This window comes from uncultured Alteromonas sp., assembly GCF_963976965.1.
GTDB classification, from domain to species: Bacteria; Pseudomonadota; Gammaproteobacteria; order Enterobacterales; family Alteromonadaceae; genus Alteromonas; species Alteromonas naphthalenivorans.
This window is the reverse complement of sequence record NZ_CAXBMP010000006.1, coordinates 206,102-222,674: the sequence shown is the minus strand read 5'-3', so window position 1 is coordinate 222,674 and position 16,573 is coordinate 206,102. Positions and strand designations below refer to the sequence as shown.

Annotated in this window: 11 protein-coding genes; 6 read left to right on the top strand and 5 right to left on the bottom strand. The window is 42.6% G+C overall.

The genetic code is table 11. The features are described from left to right. Positions 1–62: 62 nt before the first annotated feature. The 3 genes from AAC006_RS07515 to AAC006_RS07505 all read right to left on the bottom strand — a co-directional run bounded on the left by AAC006_RS07515 (position 63) and on the right by AAC006_RS07505 (position 4,494). Entirely contained in the window at positions 63–2,159 is a 2,097-nt protein-coding gene (locus AAC006_RS07515) for a TonB-dependent receptor (protein ID WP_339349833.1), read from the bottom strand. 185 nt (positions 2,160–2,344) lie between these two features. After that, entirely contained in the window at positions 2,345–3,907 is a 1,563-nt protein-coding gene (locus tag AAC006_RS07510; protein ID WP_126871621.1) for a PepSY-associated TM helix domain-containing protein, read from the bottom strand. Between the two features lie 5 nt (positions 3,908–3,912). After that, positions 3,913–4,494, bottom strand: a complete 582-nt coding sequence (locus tag AAC006_RS07505; protein WP_126871622.1) for a hypothetical protein — start codon at positions 4,492–4,494, stop codon at positions 3,913–3,915. Between the two features lie 298 nt (positions 4,495–4,792). Between AAC006_RS07505 and AAC006_RS07500 the strand changes: the two genes are divergently transcribed. The 4 genes from AAC006_RS07500 to AAC006_RS07485 all read left to right on the top strand — a co-directional run bounded on the left by AAC006_RS07500 (position 4,793) and on the right by AAC006_RS07485 (position 11,433). Next, the gene (locus AAC006_RS07500; protein WP_126871623.1) at positions 4,793–5,527 is read left to right on the top strand and encodes an SDR family oxidoreductase; all 735 of its coding nucleotides are present in this window, start codon (positions 4,793–4,795) and stop codon (positions 5,525–5,527) included. Positions 5,528–5,646: 119 nt separating this feature from the next. Continuing rightward, a complete protein-coding gene (locus AAC006_RS07495) occupies positions 5,647–7,851 on the top strand; it encodes a TonB-dependent siderophore receptor (RefSeq protein ID WP_126871624.1) in 2,205 nt (734 codons plus the stop codon). Positions 7,852–7,854: 3 nt separating this feature from the next. Further along, entirely contained in the window at positions 7,855–9,147 is a 1,293-nt protein-coding gene (locus AAC006_RS07490) for a PepSY-associated TM helix domain-containing protein (RefSeq protein ID WP_208805763.1), read from the top strand. A gap of 273 nt (positions 9,148–9,420) precedes the next feature. Beyond that, positions 9,421–11,433, top strand: a complete 2,013-nt coding sequence (locus AAC006_RS07485) for a TonB-dependent receptor (RefSeq protein WP_208805786.1) — start codon at positions 9,421–9,423, stop codon at positions 11,431–11,433. A gap of 192 nt (positions 11,434–11,625) precedes the next feature. Here the strand turns inward: AAC006_RS07485 and AAC006_RS07480 are convergent, their stop codons facing one another. After that, positions 11,626–12,681, bottom strand: a complete 1,056-nt coding sequence (locus tag AAC006_RS07480; protein ID WP_339891056.1) for a hypothetical protein — start codon at positions 12,679–12,681, stop codon at positions 11,626–11,628. Between the two features lie 256 nt (positions 12,682–12,937). Between AAC006_RS07480 and AAC006_RS07475 the strand changes: the two genes are divergently transcribed. Further along, positions 12,938–13,453, top strand: a complete 516-nt coding sequence (locus AAC006_RS07475) for an Mpo1-like protein (protein WP_057790391.1) — start codon at positions 12,938–12,940, stop codon at positions 13,451–13,453. A 109-nt stretch (positions 13,454–13,562) separates the two neighbouring features. Here AAC006_RS07475 and AAC006_RS07470 read toward each other — a convergent pair whose 3' ends face one another. After that, entirely contained in the window at positions 13,563–14,219 is a 657-nt protein-coding gene (locus AAC006_RS07470) for a crotonase/enoyl-CoA hydratase family protein (RefSeq protein ID WP_208805761.1), read from the bottom strand. A gap of 261 nt (positions 14,220–14,480) precedes the next feature. Here AAC006_RS07470 and AAC006_RS07465 point away from each other — a divergent pair, with 261 nt between their 5' ends. Further along, positions 14,481–16,436: an aminotransferase class V-fold PLP-dependent enzyme gene (locus tag AAC006_RS07465; RefSeq protein ID WP_208805760.1), complete on the top strand. Its 1,956-nt coding sequence runs from the start codon at positions 14,481–14,483 to the stop codon at positions 16,434–16,436. Positions 16,437–16,573 lie beyond the last annotated feature (137 nt).

Sequence of the window (16,573 nt, the reverse complement as noted above, 5' to 3'; positions counted from 1 at the left end):
GCTAAAGCTAAAGCTAAAGCTAAAGCTAAAGCTAAAGCTAAAGCTAAAGCTAAAGCTAAAGACTAAAAGCGATAAGTAGCCGATACGCCAACAGTTCTAGGATCGACAACTGCGGCATAACCGCTAGGATAACGTGTGCTAACAGGCTCTTGCGAAACTAATGCGGTTTCATCGAACGCGTTATCTAAATACGCAGTAAGCAGCCAGTTGTCAGAGGTATAGTTAGCGGTGAAGCGGGCTATTGTATAATCGCCGGCAACCCGTTCTGCGGTATTGGTGAAGTCGCCAAAGTATTCGCCAATGTAACGAACAGAGCCGCCAACGCTGATGGCATCTGTCACCCAATATTTGGCACCTACATTAGCGTTAAAGCTTGGGGCTGAGTTTAATTCATTGCCCTGCGCATCGGTGTAATCCGCACCGGCATCCTTAATCTCTGATTGAAGAAACCCCATTCCAGCGTTCACTTCTATGCTATCTGTTACGTTGGCATGTACTTCTAACTCAGCGCCGTATGTCGCCACACTTGGCATATTGGTAATGAAGCGTGTAGAGCTTAGTGCTTGAAAGCCATCGTAGTCGTTGTAGAAAATGTTGGCACTAACAAAACCCGCGCCATTTTCAAACTGTGTGCGGCTGCTTAGCTCGAACGTATTTACCTTCTCTTCTTCATAGTAATAGTACTCTTGCGCGGTAAAGTTCAGCGCACCGCCGCCTGCGTTGTATCCTTTACGCGCACTAAACGCTAACGTGGTTTGTGGTGTAAATGCATATTGAATAACGAATTTCGGCAAAAATATGTTGGTATCATCATCCAGTTCAGAATCTATGGGTTCATAAACAAAATGTCTGAACTGACTCTCACGTTCTACCCGTACACCGGCAATAATGTTAAGTTTGTCAGAAAGCGCAAACGTGGTTTCACCATACACTGCGATAGATTCGCTTTCATCGCTACCGTAGTAGGGGTAAGCGCCTGTGCTTAAAATATCTTGCTCACGCTCGAAATAATACAAACCAACAAAACCATCAATGTTGTTACTCGGTAAGGCAAAGTTAATTTTTGCATCTACCGTTACATTGGTTTCATCAAAAATTAGGGTTTGCTCAGCATCGTCAGAGGCTTCGTAAGAATCAAAGCCCCACTTGTAATCCATGAATGAAATGAGCAGGTCTAAAGATACATTGTCAGAAATCACGTACTGGGTATTCAACGCAGTTGTCGAAGATTCTGTGCTGATATCGCGATAATAAATACGGTTGTATTCTTCCAAATTCTCTAGCGCATAATAAACGCGGCCAGTATCGCCTTCTTCATTATTGTAGGTATGAGACAGCGTGAAAGATAAATCATCAGATGGTGTCCAAAGTAATTTACCACGTACGCGCTGGGTTTCAATTTTATCAATATCATAGTCTGGTGGGTTAGATTCATAACCCTCACCATCGGTAATAGTATCGGCATTCAAGTTTTGAACGCTCAAACGAAACGCGAGTTCATCTTCAATAAGCGGCCCTGAAATTACTCCTGCAGTATCTATGTATTGGTCGTTATTTCTATAACCTACACGCGCTGCACCTTCCCATTCTTGGCTAGGATCGTTAGTTTTAATATAGACTGCGCCACCAATGCTGTTGCGCCCATTACTGGTAGATTGCGGGCCGCGGTATACTTCAATTTGTTGTAAATCCCACATGCCAGAGTCGCCGGTTAAATCAGCCACAAAAGGTTGTGATACACCATCAATTAACGTCATCACCCGGCCATTTGCGCCGCCAGATATAGAATTAAATCCACCCGCTGCACCATTGCCTGACACACCTCGAATATCAGGTAAAGAGCCTGTTTGAACCACGACATTTGCAATATCAGATATGGCATCAGACACCGATTTATATTGGGTGTTATTAATAGCCTCTTCATTTAAAACGGAAATCGATGTAGTTGAGTCTTTTAATGAGCGATTCGCTTTTTCACCAATAACCACAATCTTTTCAATATCAGTAATATCTCTATCTGGGGTTTGTATCTCTTGTGCATGCACGCCGCTTATGGCAGAGGAAATGGCGAGTGCTAGCAAAGATGTACTTGGTAACAGCCTTGTTGATAGCCGTGTGGATTTTCTATTTGATACGTTTTCTGTTGAGCAGAAAGTCATAGTAATTTTCCTTTAAGTCAGTGTAAATGAGTAATGTGGCAACCTTCAAAGGTGCTCTTATTCTTAAGGTCTTGGTGCAAAAGTGCGGTTTACAGTGGGTAAGTTGCGCCAACGGCTAGCGCAAAGACCTACAAGGTGAAAATACTCATCTCATTTGCAATTTTCCTAAGTATCTTGTTATCTGGTTAAGCCCACACCGAGTCGATAGGAATAGCCGAACGGCGGTTTTGTAAATGACGGGCGGTAAATAGAAGTGTGAGCAATATGATTGCTGACACTAAGCAAACCCCAATATCAATGCTTGCAGATAAACTACTGCTGCTGAAATAAAGGGTAATGCCAATAGTGGCAAGGAGCAGCAAGCTCGATAGGTAGAGTGAATCGATAGCGGCTTTTATTGGCGTCACAACGAAGCTGTAAAGTACAGGCGTGAAAAAACCGATGTAATAAGCGATAAGCTGATAAGTACGAATATTGGGGTTATCGATTGAGAACACTTTCGCTGCTAGCAATGACAATACAATACCTACAACCGCACCGGCACACACGCCAATGGTAAGCCGTGCCATAATACGAACTGAGCGTCTTTGCTCTGCCGGAGCTTTATTCTGAATTTGTTTTTTGCGCCTGGATTCAACCCAAACCACATTGCCCGTTAGAAATAACAGTGCGCCGCTTAAGCCCATAGCAAAGTAAACCCAGTGAATAAACGCGCCACCAAATCCGCCAAAGTGCAGGGTAAAGAAACTATTCACGACCTTGCCCGGCACACCAGAAATAGACGGTAGCATCGCGGTATAACCTGAAGAGGCAGTGTAGGGATCGGTAACCCAGAAAGCGTAATCGGGCCCACGTATTATTTCTCCTACTAACTCTCCACCTACTAGCACCCTTGCACGGGGAGTCCCTAGGCCTGCAAAGCGAAGCTCTGCAATCTCGAATTCGGGTTCAATATCGGTAATTTCTTTGGTGAGCTGGGCAATTGAAATTAGATTATCAACGCCTCGGTCCATCTCGGTAGGAGCGGGGCGGTTAAACATAGGGCTGTCTTTATAAACCCATTGTTGCATGCTGCCATATAGAATGTCGTGGTAAGCAAAGACCACGGTAGTGATGGCAATAATAATATGAAAAGGCAAAGCGGTAATGCCCAGAATATTATGAAAATCGACCCAAAATCTTTTTCCGTTCTTCTTTTTCCGTAAGCTAAATAAATCTTTAAACCATGTGGGTAGGAAAATGATTAAACCTGACACTATGGCCACAAAGTACAAAATCGATACAAATCCCATCACGAAAATGCCTAACGCATCATGATCATCGCCGCCAGGAATACCCGCGGTACGGTGTATATGATCGAGAAAATCGCCAATAGCTGAAATATGAGTTTGTTTGCTTACCAATTCCCCTGAGCTATCTAATGAAGCATGCCAAAAGGTGTGTGTATGTGTGGCTTCGTCTTCAATAGTCCAAGTAACTGGGGCATGGTTTGGCTGGGCAGAAGGAAGATAAACCGTCATCTCTCTGCTAGCGTCGGGGTGAGTCTGTAAAACGGTTTTAATTAGGCTGTCATATTGGTTTAGTTCAATAGCTGGTAGCGCATTTTTTTCGTGCATAGCCCATACGTTTAGTGGCGCCTTGAACATGGTTAACGCACCGGCCACAAAGCAAATGAATAACAGTAAGCCTGAAATAATGCCGGTCCAAATGTGTACTTGCTGATAACTTTTATAATTCTGTAATTTCATTAGTGTTACCCCAGAACCTGTAAAACGGTAAATTCAAACAGTGTAATAAGCGTCAGCAGAGCCAACGGAAGCCAAGGTTTTTTAGCAAAAAAGATAAGGCTTAACGGGGTTAACCAAAAAGGGACTATCAGCCACATTAAAAATTGGCTCTTCACATCAAGAGGTGTGTGAGAAAGAAAAAGAAAACTAATTAAACTGCTAGTGAATAGTGCAAAGGGAAAACTAATTAATGTTGCACCAGTAGTTTTTAACCACCAGTGCGCCTTAAAGGTAGTGTAACTTTCATCTCTAGTGAGCCCTGTACCGCGAGAGCGTCCAGATTTAAGAGGCGCGGTGTAACGGGTAAAGAAAGGAATGGTTCCCAACAGCAGCATACACAGCGTAATAACGGTATAGATGGCGGCAGGTAATGAAAACGTGAAGCTGAATATTGCCGTGCTTAAGATCAATAGCGCCAAGGCAATTAACAGTGTGGTATTAAATGATAGTGGCCTTTTCTTAAACCATTGTTGGTTCGGACAGCCTGCGTAAAACACTAGATTAGCCAGCAAACAGCCTAGCGTCCCCATGAGAATTGCAGCATTCACCTTTGTTGCTCCTTGCAAATACATTTATATTTTTCGTACGCTGTTTTGAACAGCATGTTTTAAAGTGGAGCTAGAATAAAGTTTAAAATCATTTAGTGCAAATGGAAATCATTTTTATTTACAAAATTTGCATTAAGTGGTGCTAAGGCAAGATAACCTCAATAATCGCGACGCTTTGTTTTCTAGTTACTTTGCAACCCGAAATAAGTATATCTGGTCTTGTTTTGGTATCTAGATATCCAACTTTTTTGTAGGTTAGTTGACTCGATTTTCAAAAATTTCAAACAGCAGGTGGCATATGGAAAATGTAAAGGTAGCTTTGGTAACAGGTGGCGCGAAAGGCATTGGCGCAAGTATTGTTGAAAAGTTAGCGGCAAATAATTTTGCCGTGGTGATTAATTATGTCAGTAGTAGCGATGCGGCAAACGAACTTGCTGATAAAATCAAAAGTAAAGGTGGGCAAGCGATTGCGGTGCAAGCTGATGTGTCGAAACCCACTCAGGCAGAAAGCTTGTTTGAAGCAGCGTTACAGGCATTTGGTAAGGTAGACGTACTGGTGAACAATGCGGGCGTGATGGCGCTTTCAACACTTAACGAAACGAGCGATGACGATTTTAATGAACAATTCGACGTTAATATGAAAGGGGTATTCAACATGCTTCGCTTAGCCTCGAAACATCTTCATCAAGGTGGCAGTATTATTAATTTATCCACCAGTGTAGTGGGGCTGAAATTAGAGCGTTACGGCGTTTATGCTGCTACAAAATCTGCGGTTGAAACCATGTCGGCTATTTTGTCGAAAGAGCTTAGAGGTAAGGATATCGCGGTAAATTGTGTAGCGCCGGGGCCTACTGAAACTGATTTGTTTACCGAGGGAAAATCCCAAGAACTCATCGATAAGCTTGCCAATATGAGCCCCATGGAAAGGCTAGGGCAGCCAGAAGATATTGCCAATGTAGTTAACTTTTTAGCCAGTGACGAAGGGCATTGGGTTAATGGGCAAGTGTTACGGGCAAATGGTGGAATTATTTAACATATCGCGATAAATATTTTAATGAAAGTAAAGTTCCTAAAACGCAATTGAAAATGATTATCATTTGAGTTAAAGTGCGGCCAAATTTTATCCGTTTATACTTTAGTGGAATATAAAAAATGTCGCGCAGCACTACCTCACTTGGAATTTTTCTTTCTGGCTTATCTGGGTTCGTTTCTCTTGGACTTAGTTCTACTAATGTTTACGCTCAATCTGCTATACCCCCACAAGCTGCAGTTCTTGCAGAGTCTAATGGACAGGCTCAAGAGGGTGAACCTGACACGGTAGAGCGTGTTGAAGTAAAAGGGCGGGCGCAGCAGTTTTATTTAGATACTAAAACCAAAATTGGTACTAAAACTGATGCCGATCTCATCGATATTCCCATGTCAGCACAAGTACTTAGTGCGCAGCTTATTGCTGACCAGGCTGCTCGTGATATTACCGACTTGTATCGCTCTATCGCTGGCGTCAGCGAGTACAGCTATTCCGGCGTGTCATTTCGCGGCTTTCGAGACGAAGACAACGTATTTTATGATGGTGTAAGGGGCGACCCTTACTCAGGCTTTAGTGTGCCTGACTTATTCAATGTCGCCAGAGTAGAAGTACTGAAAGGTCCTGCGGCAGCGTTATACGGCGGTGGTGAACCTGGAGGCATGATTAATTACGTCACCAAAAAACCTACCTTTACCGAAAATAAAGAAATAACCCTAACAGGTGGTAACTATGACCTTCGCGGTATTTCAGGTGAAGCGACAGGTGGGCTAACAGAAGATGTAGCCTATCGAATTGGTGGCTTTTATGAAGTCCAAGATAGCTTTAGAAATAACGCAGATATGGAAAATATCGAACTTGCTGGCGGCTTACTTTACGATGTTAGCGACAACACTCGATTAACCACTACCTTCGATTACATAGTACAAAACCTAGGTGGTCATCGACTTCGCGGCGTACCGGTAGATGATGAAGGTAATTTCCTTGTTGATTTAACCTATAACGCGAATGAAGAAAGTGACTTTCAAGATATGGAAGCATTTGTTTTTCAAACCCAGTTAGCACATACCTTTAGCGACGCATTAAAAGTTAATTCTACCCTTCGCTATTTAACGAATGAGCGAGATCAGGCTTATCACGAGTCCCGCAGTTGGGTTGATGTTAACGGTGACGGCGAAGCCAATATTGATGACGAGACCATTCAACGTGAATATCGAGACCAATACCGCGCTAACGATGAAGTCAGCTTAACCACCGACTTTGTTTACGATTTCAACGCAGCTGGTGTGGAGCATCAGTTCCTGTTTGGTGGCGATTGGCACTATATGGACACAGAGTACGATTACTTACGTGCTCGGTATGAAGCTGACGGCGTGGCCAACTTAAATATCTTCACCTTAAATTATGGCGAAACCGACCCTAGTACCTATAACCTGACCGACTTAGATAGAGACGGCATACGTCGTAATCGTCAGGGGTTGTACATTCAGGATATGATGCACCTGACAGATAATATTATTGTAATGGCTGGCGCACGCTTCGATAGGTTTGACGAGCGAGACAAAGAAACTGGCACCGAATACGACGATTCAGATGTAACGTATCGTGCCGGTATTACTTACAAACCTTTTAAAGCGATGTCGATGTACGCCAACTATTCCGAAAGCTTCAATCCTGTTGATGCTACTGACCAAGCTGATGCCAATGTTACCGCACTAGAGCCGGTTAGCGGTGATGCCATTGAGTTCGGTGTGAAAAACGAATGGTTGAACGGCAGCATTATGACCACATTCGCCGTGTACCACATAAGTAAAGAAAACTTAGTGTATAGCAACCCAGACTATATTGAAGGCGTGAATGACGATACCGAGTCAGCACTTATCAATTTTGGTGTAGTAGAAAGTGACGGTGCTGAATTTACCTTGGTAGGCGATATAAGCAATACCATCAGCGTAACTGCAAATTACGCGTACAATGATACTATTGTGGTTGACGGTAGCTCAAGTAACACTTTTGGTGCGGGCGATAGATTTGTAAATGCACCTCGTCATCAAGCCGGTTTGTGGACAAGATATGCCATCGACAGTATCGACTCATCGATTGCTTTTGGAGTGAATTATGTGAGCGAGCAAATAAGTGCAGATGCACAAAAGGTGAAGCCTTTCACTGTATTTGATGCAAGCTGGACAACGCGATGGGACGCGGTTTTACTTAGCGTAAACGTGAACAACCTGTTTGATAAAGAATATGCAGTAAGCGGATTTAGCGAAAGAAATGGCCACTTTCCAGGGCAACCCCGCGAAATTATCGCTCAGCTTCAATATAACTTTTAATAAGTGCTAAGCAAGTCTACATGGATTGCAATTCACAGTTGGGTGGGCGTTAAGCTTTCCATCCTGCTGTGCTTTATTGTAGCTACCGGTACGCTTTCTGTGGTGTCACACGAAATTGATTGGTTAGCTAACCCTGCAAAACGGGTTGCCCCATCAACCGTAAGTGATATGAATTTGCAGGCGGTTTATGTACAAGCTCTTAATGAAACTGCGAAATTAGCCACCCCTGTACGAAAAATAGAATCTATCCACGCGCCTCTTCACCCTTGGTTCAGTGCAGAAGTTATCTATCGAGATAAGGATAGCTTGCGGCATCGCTTGTTTTTTCATCCCACAACCGGTGAATATTTAGGTGACGGACGCTGGTTAAATTGGCAGCGTTTTTTTCGTGTAACCCACCGGCATCTAATGTTACCGCTAACCCTTGGTATTACCATTGTAAGTGCCTTTTCTATTGCTATATTAGCCCTACTGATATCTAGCTTATATATTTATAGGCACTGGTGGAAGGGCTTCTTTCGCAAGCCTCGTTGGCGGCACAGACAAACCCGTTGGGGCGACTTACATCGAATCGTGGGTGTTTGGAGCTTGTGGTTTTTGCTTGTGATAGGGCTTACCGGCAGCTGGTATTTAGCTGAGCGTTGGGGCGCAGCCGCTCCTAGTACAGACAAAGGTTACGCTGTAACCGATGACGCGATAAATGAACCTGTAATGCCAACGCAAACCTCGCTTAACACTATGCTGCATATTGCTCGCGTGCAATTCCCAGCCCTTAGTATCAAAGAAGTGCGCTTTCCTAACAAAGCGGGTGGGGTAGTGGCGTTTCAAGGGCAAGCTAGTGCAATACTGGTACGAAACCGAGCGAACACTATTCAATTTGACCCCGTTTCTGCTGAAGCCGTTTTTAAGCAAGATGGTAGTGATTTCTCGTTACATACCCGTGTTTCAGAAGCAGCCGACCCGTTGCATTTTGGCGTGTGGGGGGAAGTGCAAGGAAATACGGCTAAGTTATTGAGTAAGCTTCTGTATTTTGTATTTGGTGTTTTTCTTACTGGCCTTTGTATAACTGGCACTTACCTGTACGGATTGCGAGTAGGGCGAAAAGGCAAAAGTATTTCTTCTAAAAGCTCACCGATGAAAAATGCCCGGCTAACAGTCAAATCACTACCCAATACTCCGTTTCGGACCTGGCAAGCCGCTTTACAAAAGGTGGGGTGGGTAGCGTGGTTCTTTACTTCTGCTGTTATTACTTGCTTGGGCTATGGAGCCTATATCTATCTACCTTTTGGCGGTTAGTAAAGACTTTCTTCTCTATTTTTATCAATACAGATATTAGCTTATCTTAAAAATAATTATCTGAATGTGAATGTTTATCATTTGTGTTTGTGGTAGCATCGCGTTTTTTGAAAGCTACTGTCAGTTTTGTGTAAAGGGAAAATAAAGATGCAACTTAGTCGCACATCAGTAAAAGTTCGTTTAGGCCTCAAGTTAGGCAAAAGTTTGGGTCTAGGCTTGGGTCTGAGCGTTGGGGGCATTGCATTATCGAATGCGGCTTACGCAGAAGAAACAATGACAAGCGAAAGCGAAGTAGAAGTAATCAAGGTAAAAGGTACCTATTTTAACGACTATAAAGTAGGTGATGCTTCCGGTGCTATGCGTGCTAATGTCTCATTGCTTGAAACCTCTCAAGCAGTAACAGTAATCCCAGAAACTATTATTGATGAGCAGCTTGCCACCACGCTAGGGGAAGTACTCAATAACGATGCAAGTTTGTCACCGGGTTCTAAACAACGAAACCGTGAAGTATTCAGCTCTCGTGGCTTTGAATTAAGCTCTTCTACCGGCTATTTACGTGACGGACATCAACATTGGTCTCACTATCAACAGCCAATCGAAACGCTTTCAAGAGTAGAGGTTATTAAAGGGCCTTCAAGTATTCTATATGGTCAGTCTGCACCAGGTGGGCTTATTAATATGGTAACCAAGCAACCTACGGCATCTCGTTTATTGGAAGTTAGCGCAGACACCGACCAATATGGTTCTACACGATTTATGCTAGATGCTGGTGGCGAGATTACCGAAGACACAGGCTATCGCGCGGTATTGGTAAAGCAGGATGTTAATTTCGATCGCGAATATCAAAATGGCGAAACAAGAGAGCGTGATCGTTTCCTAGGTTCATTGGTGCTTGAACATAAAATTAACGACAGCTTAATAGTGAATGCTTATTACGATCGCACTAACGATAAAGCAGGTTTAGATACCGGCGCATGGTTAGATGAAGATGCTAACGTAATAAGTAATAGAAATACCATTAACGACTTCTCGTGGGCGTTCACTGATATCCATGTTGAAAACAAAGGGGTTAAATTAACCTATTTCATGAATCCAGAGTGGCAAGTGAAGGTGGGTTACAACGAGCAATCGTTTGAAAGACAGCGTTTTGAATCATCGCCTCGACTTCCTTCAGATTACGAAATTGGTAACAGCTATACCTCTAACCCATACGATCGTTCAGATGATTGGCAATTTAAAACCGCGTTTATCGATTTTAATGGTGAAGTTTCGTTTGGTGGTATCGAGCACAATATCCTTATTGGCGGAAACTCACTGGATTATTATTATGGCCAGCTTATCGAAAGAGGGGATTCAATCTCCTACACCGTAGGGCAACCAGAGCCTGCTAAACCAGATTTAAACTTCAATAATGATGAAACCTTAAGTACCACTGAATACGATTATTACGGTGTGTATTTCCAAGATTTGATGACGTTTAACGATCAATGGCAAGTTGCCATTGGTGGTCGCTTCGATAAGCAGAGTCGTGAAGGCGCTGACAACGAATCTTTACTGCCAAAAGTTGGGGTGTTGTATCACCCAGCAGAGAACAGCACGATTTATGTGAACTATTCAGAAGGGTTTGAGCCTCAATCAAGTGAAACCATTGAAGACGAACTTGATCAAAACTTTGGTATGGAATTAGATGCAACAACGTCGAAGCAAATTGAGTTGGGCGCGAAATGGGAAGTATCAGAACGTCTATTGTTGAATGGTGCACTATTTAATATAGAAAAAACGGGAACCCTTATTTCAGAGCAGTTATTGAACGACCCACTTTACACCACGGTTACCACCCAATCAGGTAAGCAAACTCACAGAGGCCTAGAACTTGCTGCACAAGGTGCGGTAAGCGATAAATGGTTTGTGATGACATCTATGATGTATTTAGATGCTGAGTATGAAAAAGATGAAAACTTTGAAGGTAACACGCCAGTTGATGCGCCTAAGTGGTCTGCCTCATTATGGAGCCGCTACGAAGTTACTGAGAAATTAGCATTAAATGCGGGTATCTTTTATCAGGGCGAGCGCTATGCTGACAACGCCAATACCGTACTAAAAGATGCTTACAGCCGTGTTGATATCGGTGCGACATACCGTACTGATATTATGGGTAAACAAGTTGATGTAAGGTTAAATGTAGAAAACATATTTGATACCAATTACCTTGTTGGTGGCGGTATTAACAACGTGACTATTGGTGACGGTGCGACTGCTCGCATAGAATTCAAAACGTCTCTGTAATAGCGTTTTAAGTGGTAAAAAAAGCACTGCTGAAAGCACCGAAACAAAGAACACCGTAATAATTAACACCGCCTTAGCTTATTCAAGCTAAGGCGGTGTTTTATTTACCTACTATCTATCGCACTATTTGAGCAACTAACCACACTAAACACCTTCGCATCATGACTTACTGACTACATTATATTAAGTTCGTTAAGCACACGCTTGTTTATCAATATTGTCATCAGTCGGCTCAGCGCTCGAGTTTCCACCTATTAAGTGACCAGAATTTAGAGAATTCACGAGATCATGTGGTGCATCTACACACAAATAGACTTCGCTAGGGCGTTCACAAAAAGTACCCATCAGCGTGAACCAATAAACGGGAGTTGAAAAGGTAAGCTTGATATTCGCCGTACCGCGACCTATTTTTAATTGTTCTTTGTCGCATTTCCACTCGCCTGCTTCACAAGCTTTAAGGTGCGATAAGGGAATAAAAAGCAGATTGAAAAAGGTGGCATTCACAATGAGGTGATTATTGTGACAATAAACAGAAAAGCGCCTGCTAATTCGATGACTCGCCGTGACACTAATAATGCAATAGAAAATGACCGACGCGACAATAATGGCGGCAATTTCACTCCATAAAATTAATAAAGAATAAGACACCCACGTCACAGCAATTAAGCCTAACAGTACTAAAGCGAAGTGCCATCGTTTGGCGCTGAGTAAGGATAAATTGGTCAAAGTGGCAGTATGGTTTCTTGTAAACTTAGGAATAGCGTAATACCAGCTTGCCGGTTCACTAGCCATAATTAACGTGACTTCTCTTTTCTTATCGTCTGCGTCAATGTTGTCAATTAACGCATTAATTCGTGGGTCACCTTTCAGCTTTCTCGATTTCCACAACATGGAAACCACGTGATAAATAACCACAAACTCAATAATAAGCAGTATGACAATAACGGGGTAGCGCACCCAGCTTAAAAATTCAAAGTAACTAGCAAGAGTGTCGGGCATGGAATAACGGGCCACCACGCTGGCAATACTGAACGGAATAATAATCTTCCATTTTTTCTGCTCACCGATTTTAATTACACAAAACCAAAAAACAGCGGGGAGTATTACAAAGTAGGCAATCAGGAAGCCAGCAGAAAGTATCTGGTCGAATGAAGAGCTAATGGTTTCTGGTAATAAGGTGAAGCCTAAAACGTAAGTAGCAACGGCGAATAATAAGTAAAGTAGCCTAAAGCGAATGGCCTTGCGCATGAAACATCCTTGTAAAATTTATAACTCAATGATTTTTGGTTTTATCTTTATCTTCAAAAAGGTAAGTTATATTGCGCGATAAGGCAATTTTTAGTGGCTTTGGCGATTAAACCTTTTTTAGGAGCTTCGCCCTAATGGTGCCGACTATGGTATGCACTACTTATCAATTTGAACTAATTGTCGGCTTTACGACAGTGTGAAGTGCTTTTTCTCGATAATCTCTCCCCAATATAAGAAAAAGTTTACAGGTAGCTAAATGAAAACGCTTGAGCAGCATTTAAGTGAGTACGCTAAATACCATAGAGATCAGCGTAATATCTTTACCCATTACATTGGTATTCCCCTTATTGTTTTTGCGTTTTTAAGCTTGTTAAGCCGCCCGGCTTTTGAAGTTACAGCGCCAATTGTAGGTGCATTATTGCTAAGCCCTGCGTTGCTCGTGTGGGTAATAGGTAATGTATTTTACTTAAAGTTAGATGTGAAACTTGGCTTAACTATGGTGGTGTTAACAGGGGCTTTGCTTTACATCGCACAGCCTTTAGCGCAGAGCGCAACATGGTTATGGCTATCTGCTTCAATCGGTATTTTTGTTGGCGGCTGGATTTTACAATTTGTTGGGCATCATTTTGAAGGCAAAAAACCAGCCTTCGTAGACGATATTATGGGCTTGGCTATTGGGCCGTTGTTTGTGGTTGCAGAACTTGGCTTCGAATTGGGTTTGCGAGGAGAACTTCAAGCGAAAATTGAAGAAACTTCAGGTGCAGTGCATTAGTTAAAACGCCCAACTGGTACACAATGAAGCACGCTTCGTTAGTTAACGAAAATATTGAAACAGCGCGAGCAGAAAATGGCACCTTTTCGGTGCCATTTTAGTTTTTTGTTTAGCCACGCATTTTTGATAGCGTTTCTTTGCGAAGTTGTAGCTTCGATTCTGCAAACGCTTTCGCAGGCAACATTTTAAGTTTTTCAGCATAGCCCATTGCGGTAGCAAGTACTTGATCTTGAGGCACTGCTGCATCCAAATAGCCCACTTTTACTGCTTCCTTCCCTTGATATACACGCGAAAAGAGCAACGCTTCGGTTAAAGATGTAGGGGCTAAACGTGATTTCGCCAGTTCCATACCAAACGCAGGTAAAACCATGCCGATAGCGGTTTCTGTTAAGCCATATTTAGTTTCACCATCTTTACCTATACGTAAGTCAGCGGCCATCAAAAATATTGCCCCTAGTGCGATACTATGGCCTTCAGCGGCAACAATAAGGGGTTTAGGATAGCTGTACAGCCGTATAATTAAGTCGGCACCTGCTTGGACTAATTTTACTTGTTCGGTTTTATCTTCAGCTTTCATAACGGAAAGGTCGAAGCCGCCGCAAAACTTATCGGCACCGCCGTACATTACTACTGCATCAGCTTTTTGCTCAGCTTCATCTAATGCGTTATTTAACGCATCAATAAGGGTAAAGCCCACTGCGTTTACTTTCCCGTCATCAAAGGTAATAAGTGCTACCTTGTTTTCAATTTTTAATTCGAAAGCCATCACTGCCTCTTTATTGTTAATACTATTGGGGGAGTGTGTTTTTAGTGACGCTAAGAAGCAAGTTTTTTTAAATAATGAAGGGTATTGGCGTTCGCTTATAATTGAGTTTTTGGCAGATTGTGGGATAGAGCCCGTGATCTATATTCACCCTATCAAAAGAATGCATTTCTCCGTGCATGGAAACAGGTACGCTGACAATTTATCAATTCAGGCGTACACTCCTTTTTTAGCTTATTTCTAATTACTTACGTTAACCATACTATGCTTCCAAAATTAAAAATTCTTATCATTGAAGATTCACAAGAATTGTTAGAGCAATTGTCTGACAGTATTCGCTCCACCATCGAACTGTTCGACAGACCGGATATCGAAATGAGCGTTGTCGAGGCAATTTCAGTATCACGCGCCCTTGATGTGGTAAGAAACGACGGCGAAATACAGGCTGTGGTATTTAGCTGGGATACCACGGTTTTACTTGATGAAGTGAGTATGAGCACAAGTTTTAATCAGGCTAAGAAGAAAGAAAAACCAAAGCTAGAAAACAATGCAGTAGTGATTAGTGCTATTAAAGCGATCCGCAGAGAGTTGCCTGTTTATGTATTGGGCGACGCTATAAAGGGTTTAGATATTGTGAATCAGGCCAGTGGCATGGAGTCGTTTTTCTATCGCAATGATATTATTTCCGATCCGGAATCTATTTTGGGTTACATCATCAACGATTTTGATGACAGAAACGAAACGCCGTTTTGGACCGCTTATAAAGACTATGTGGTAGAAGCGAATGATTCTTGGCATACGCCAGGTCACAGCGGTGGGGCAAGCTTTAGAAACTCTCCCTACATCAGTGATTTCTACCGCTTCTTTGGGCGAAATGTATTTGTGAGTGATTTATCAGTAAGTGTTGACTCCCTCGGTTCACTTTCAGATGGTACTCACGCTATTGGCAGGGCTCAGGCGAATGTCGCCAATACCTTTGAAGTTAGGCAGTCTTATTTCGTGACTAATGGTTCATCAACCTCAAACAAAATTATTCTGCAAACCTTACTGCGAGAAGGCGATAAAGTCATCGCTGACAGAAATTGCCATAAGTCGGTGCACTACGGCATTGTGCAAGCCCGCGCTATGCCCGTGTATTTAGACAGCGTGTTCAACCCAGACTACGGTATATTTTCACCGCCTCGTTTGTCGCAGTTAAAAGAAGTTATTGAAGCGAATACTGACGCCAAGCTGATTGTGCTGACGGGATGTACCTACGATGGCCTGCTTACTGATTTGAAACAAGTGGTGGCACTAGGGCACAAATACGGTATTAAGGTGTTTATTGATGAAGCGTGGTTTGCCTATTCTTTATTTCATCCTCAGTTTAGAGAGTATTCCGCTATTGAAGCCGGTGCTGATTACGTTACCCATTCAGCACATAAAGTAGTCTCGGCGTTCTCTCAAGCCTCGTTTATTCACGTTAACGACCCTGACTTCGACCGTGATTTCTTTAAAGAGATTTACAGCATTCACACCAGTACATCACCAAAATATCAGCTAATGGCATCCCTTGATGTGTGTCGACAGCAGTTAGAAATGGAAGGCTACAAAATTCTTAACGAATTACTGGCTAACGTGGAAGAGTTGAAACAGCAGGTAGCGCGCTTTAGTCGAATTCGTATTTTAGAGAAAGCCGACTTTGCACGTGTATTCCCCCATTTTGAACAAGACAATATGGGCCACGACCCGCTTAAAATTCTTATCGATATTTCGGCTCTTGAATATTCGAATCAAGAAATTCATCGATTTTTGATGGACGAAGTGGGGTTAGAAATAGAGAAGTTTACTCATAGCACTATTCTAGTATTGCTAACATTAGGCGGCATGCGTTCTAAAATTGTCAGACTATATAACGCCCTTAAGAAGCTAGATGAAGGCAAGGTTTCCCTGAATAAAAGTAAAAGCCGAAGTGCTATGCCTGCCACCATACCACCTATTAATTTAGTGGCTTTACCCTCAAAAGCGTTTTTCGGGAAGCGGGAGTCTATACCTTGGCAGGAAAGTGCGGGGCGCATTGCCGCTGGGTTGGTGACACCTTACCCCCCGGGCATTCCACTGCTTATTCCTGGGCAATTAATAGAGGATGATCACATTAACTATTTGCGGTCTTTGTCTAATCAGAAACTCACCATACAAGGGCTTTACGATGGTGAGCTCTATGTTAAATGTCCTGATTAATGAGTGTAAGTAATTGTTAGTAATAACAAATGATTATACTGTGGTTGAGTTTAGGGTTTTTGAATTATTACTTAAGATAAAGTGCATTTAAGCGTTGACTAATCGCCATATTATTTCTATGTTGGTAATTAAAGTGA

What these genes read in the sequence shown, in the direction of transcription:
- AAC006_RS07515 (WP_339349833.1), bottom strand. Translation starts at nt 2,159, where the DNA reads ATGACTTTCTGCTCAACAGAAAACGTATCAAATAGAAAATCCACACGG.
- AAC006_RS07510 (WP_126871621.1), bottom strand. Translation starts at nt 3,907, where the DNA reads ATGAAATTACAGAATTATAAAAGTTATCAGCAAGTACACATTTGGACC.
- AAC006_RS07500 (WP_126871623.1), top strand. Translation starts at nt 4,793, where the DNA reads ATGGAAAATGTAAAGGTAGCTTTGGTAACAGGTGGCGCGAAAGGCATT.
- AAC006_RS07495 (WP_126871624.1), top strand. Translation starts at nt 5,647, where the DNA reads ATGTCGCGCAGCACTACCTCACTTGGAATTTTTCTTTCTGGCTTATCT.
- AAC006_RS07485 (WP_208805786.1), top strand. Translation starts at nt 9,421, where the DNA reads ATGACAAGCGAAAGCGAAGTAGAAGTAATCAAGGTAAAAGGTACCTAT.
- AAC006_RS07480 (WP_339891056.1), bottom strand. Translation starts at nt 12,681, where the DNA reads ATGCGCAAGGCCATTCGCTTTAGGCTACTTTACTTATTATTCGCCGTT.
- AAC006_RS07475 (WP_057790391.1), top strand. Translation starts at nt 12,938, where the DNA reads ATGAAAACGCTTGAGCAGCATTTAAGTGAGTACGCTAAATACCATAGA.
- AAC006_RS07470 (WP_208805761.1), bottom strand. Translation starts at nt 14,219, where the DNA reads ATGGCTTTCGAATTAAAAATTGAAAACAAGGTAGCACTTATTACCTTT.
- AAC006_RS07465 (WP_208805760.1), top strand. Translation starts at nt 14,481, where the DNA reads ATGCTTCCAAAATTAAAAATTCTTATCATTGAAGATTCACAAGAATTG.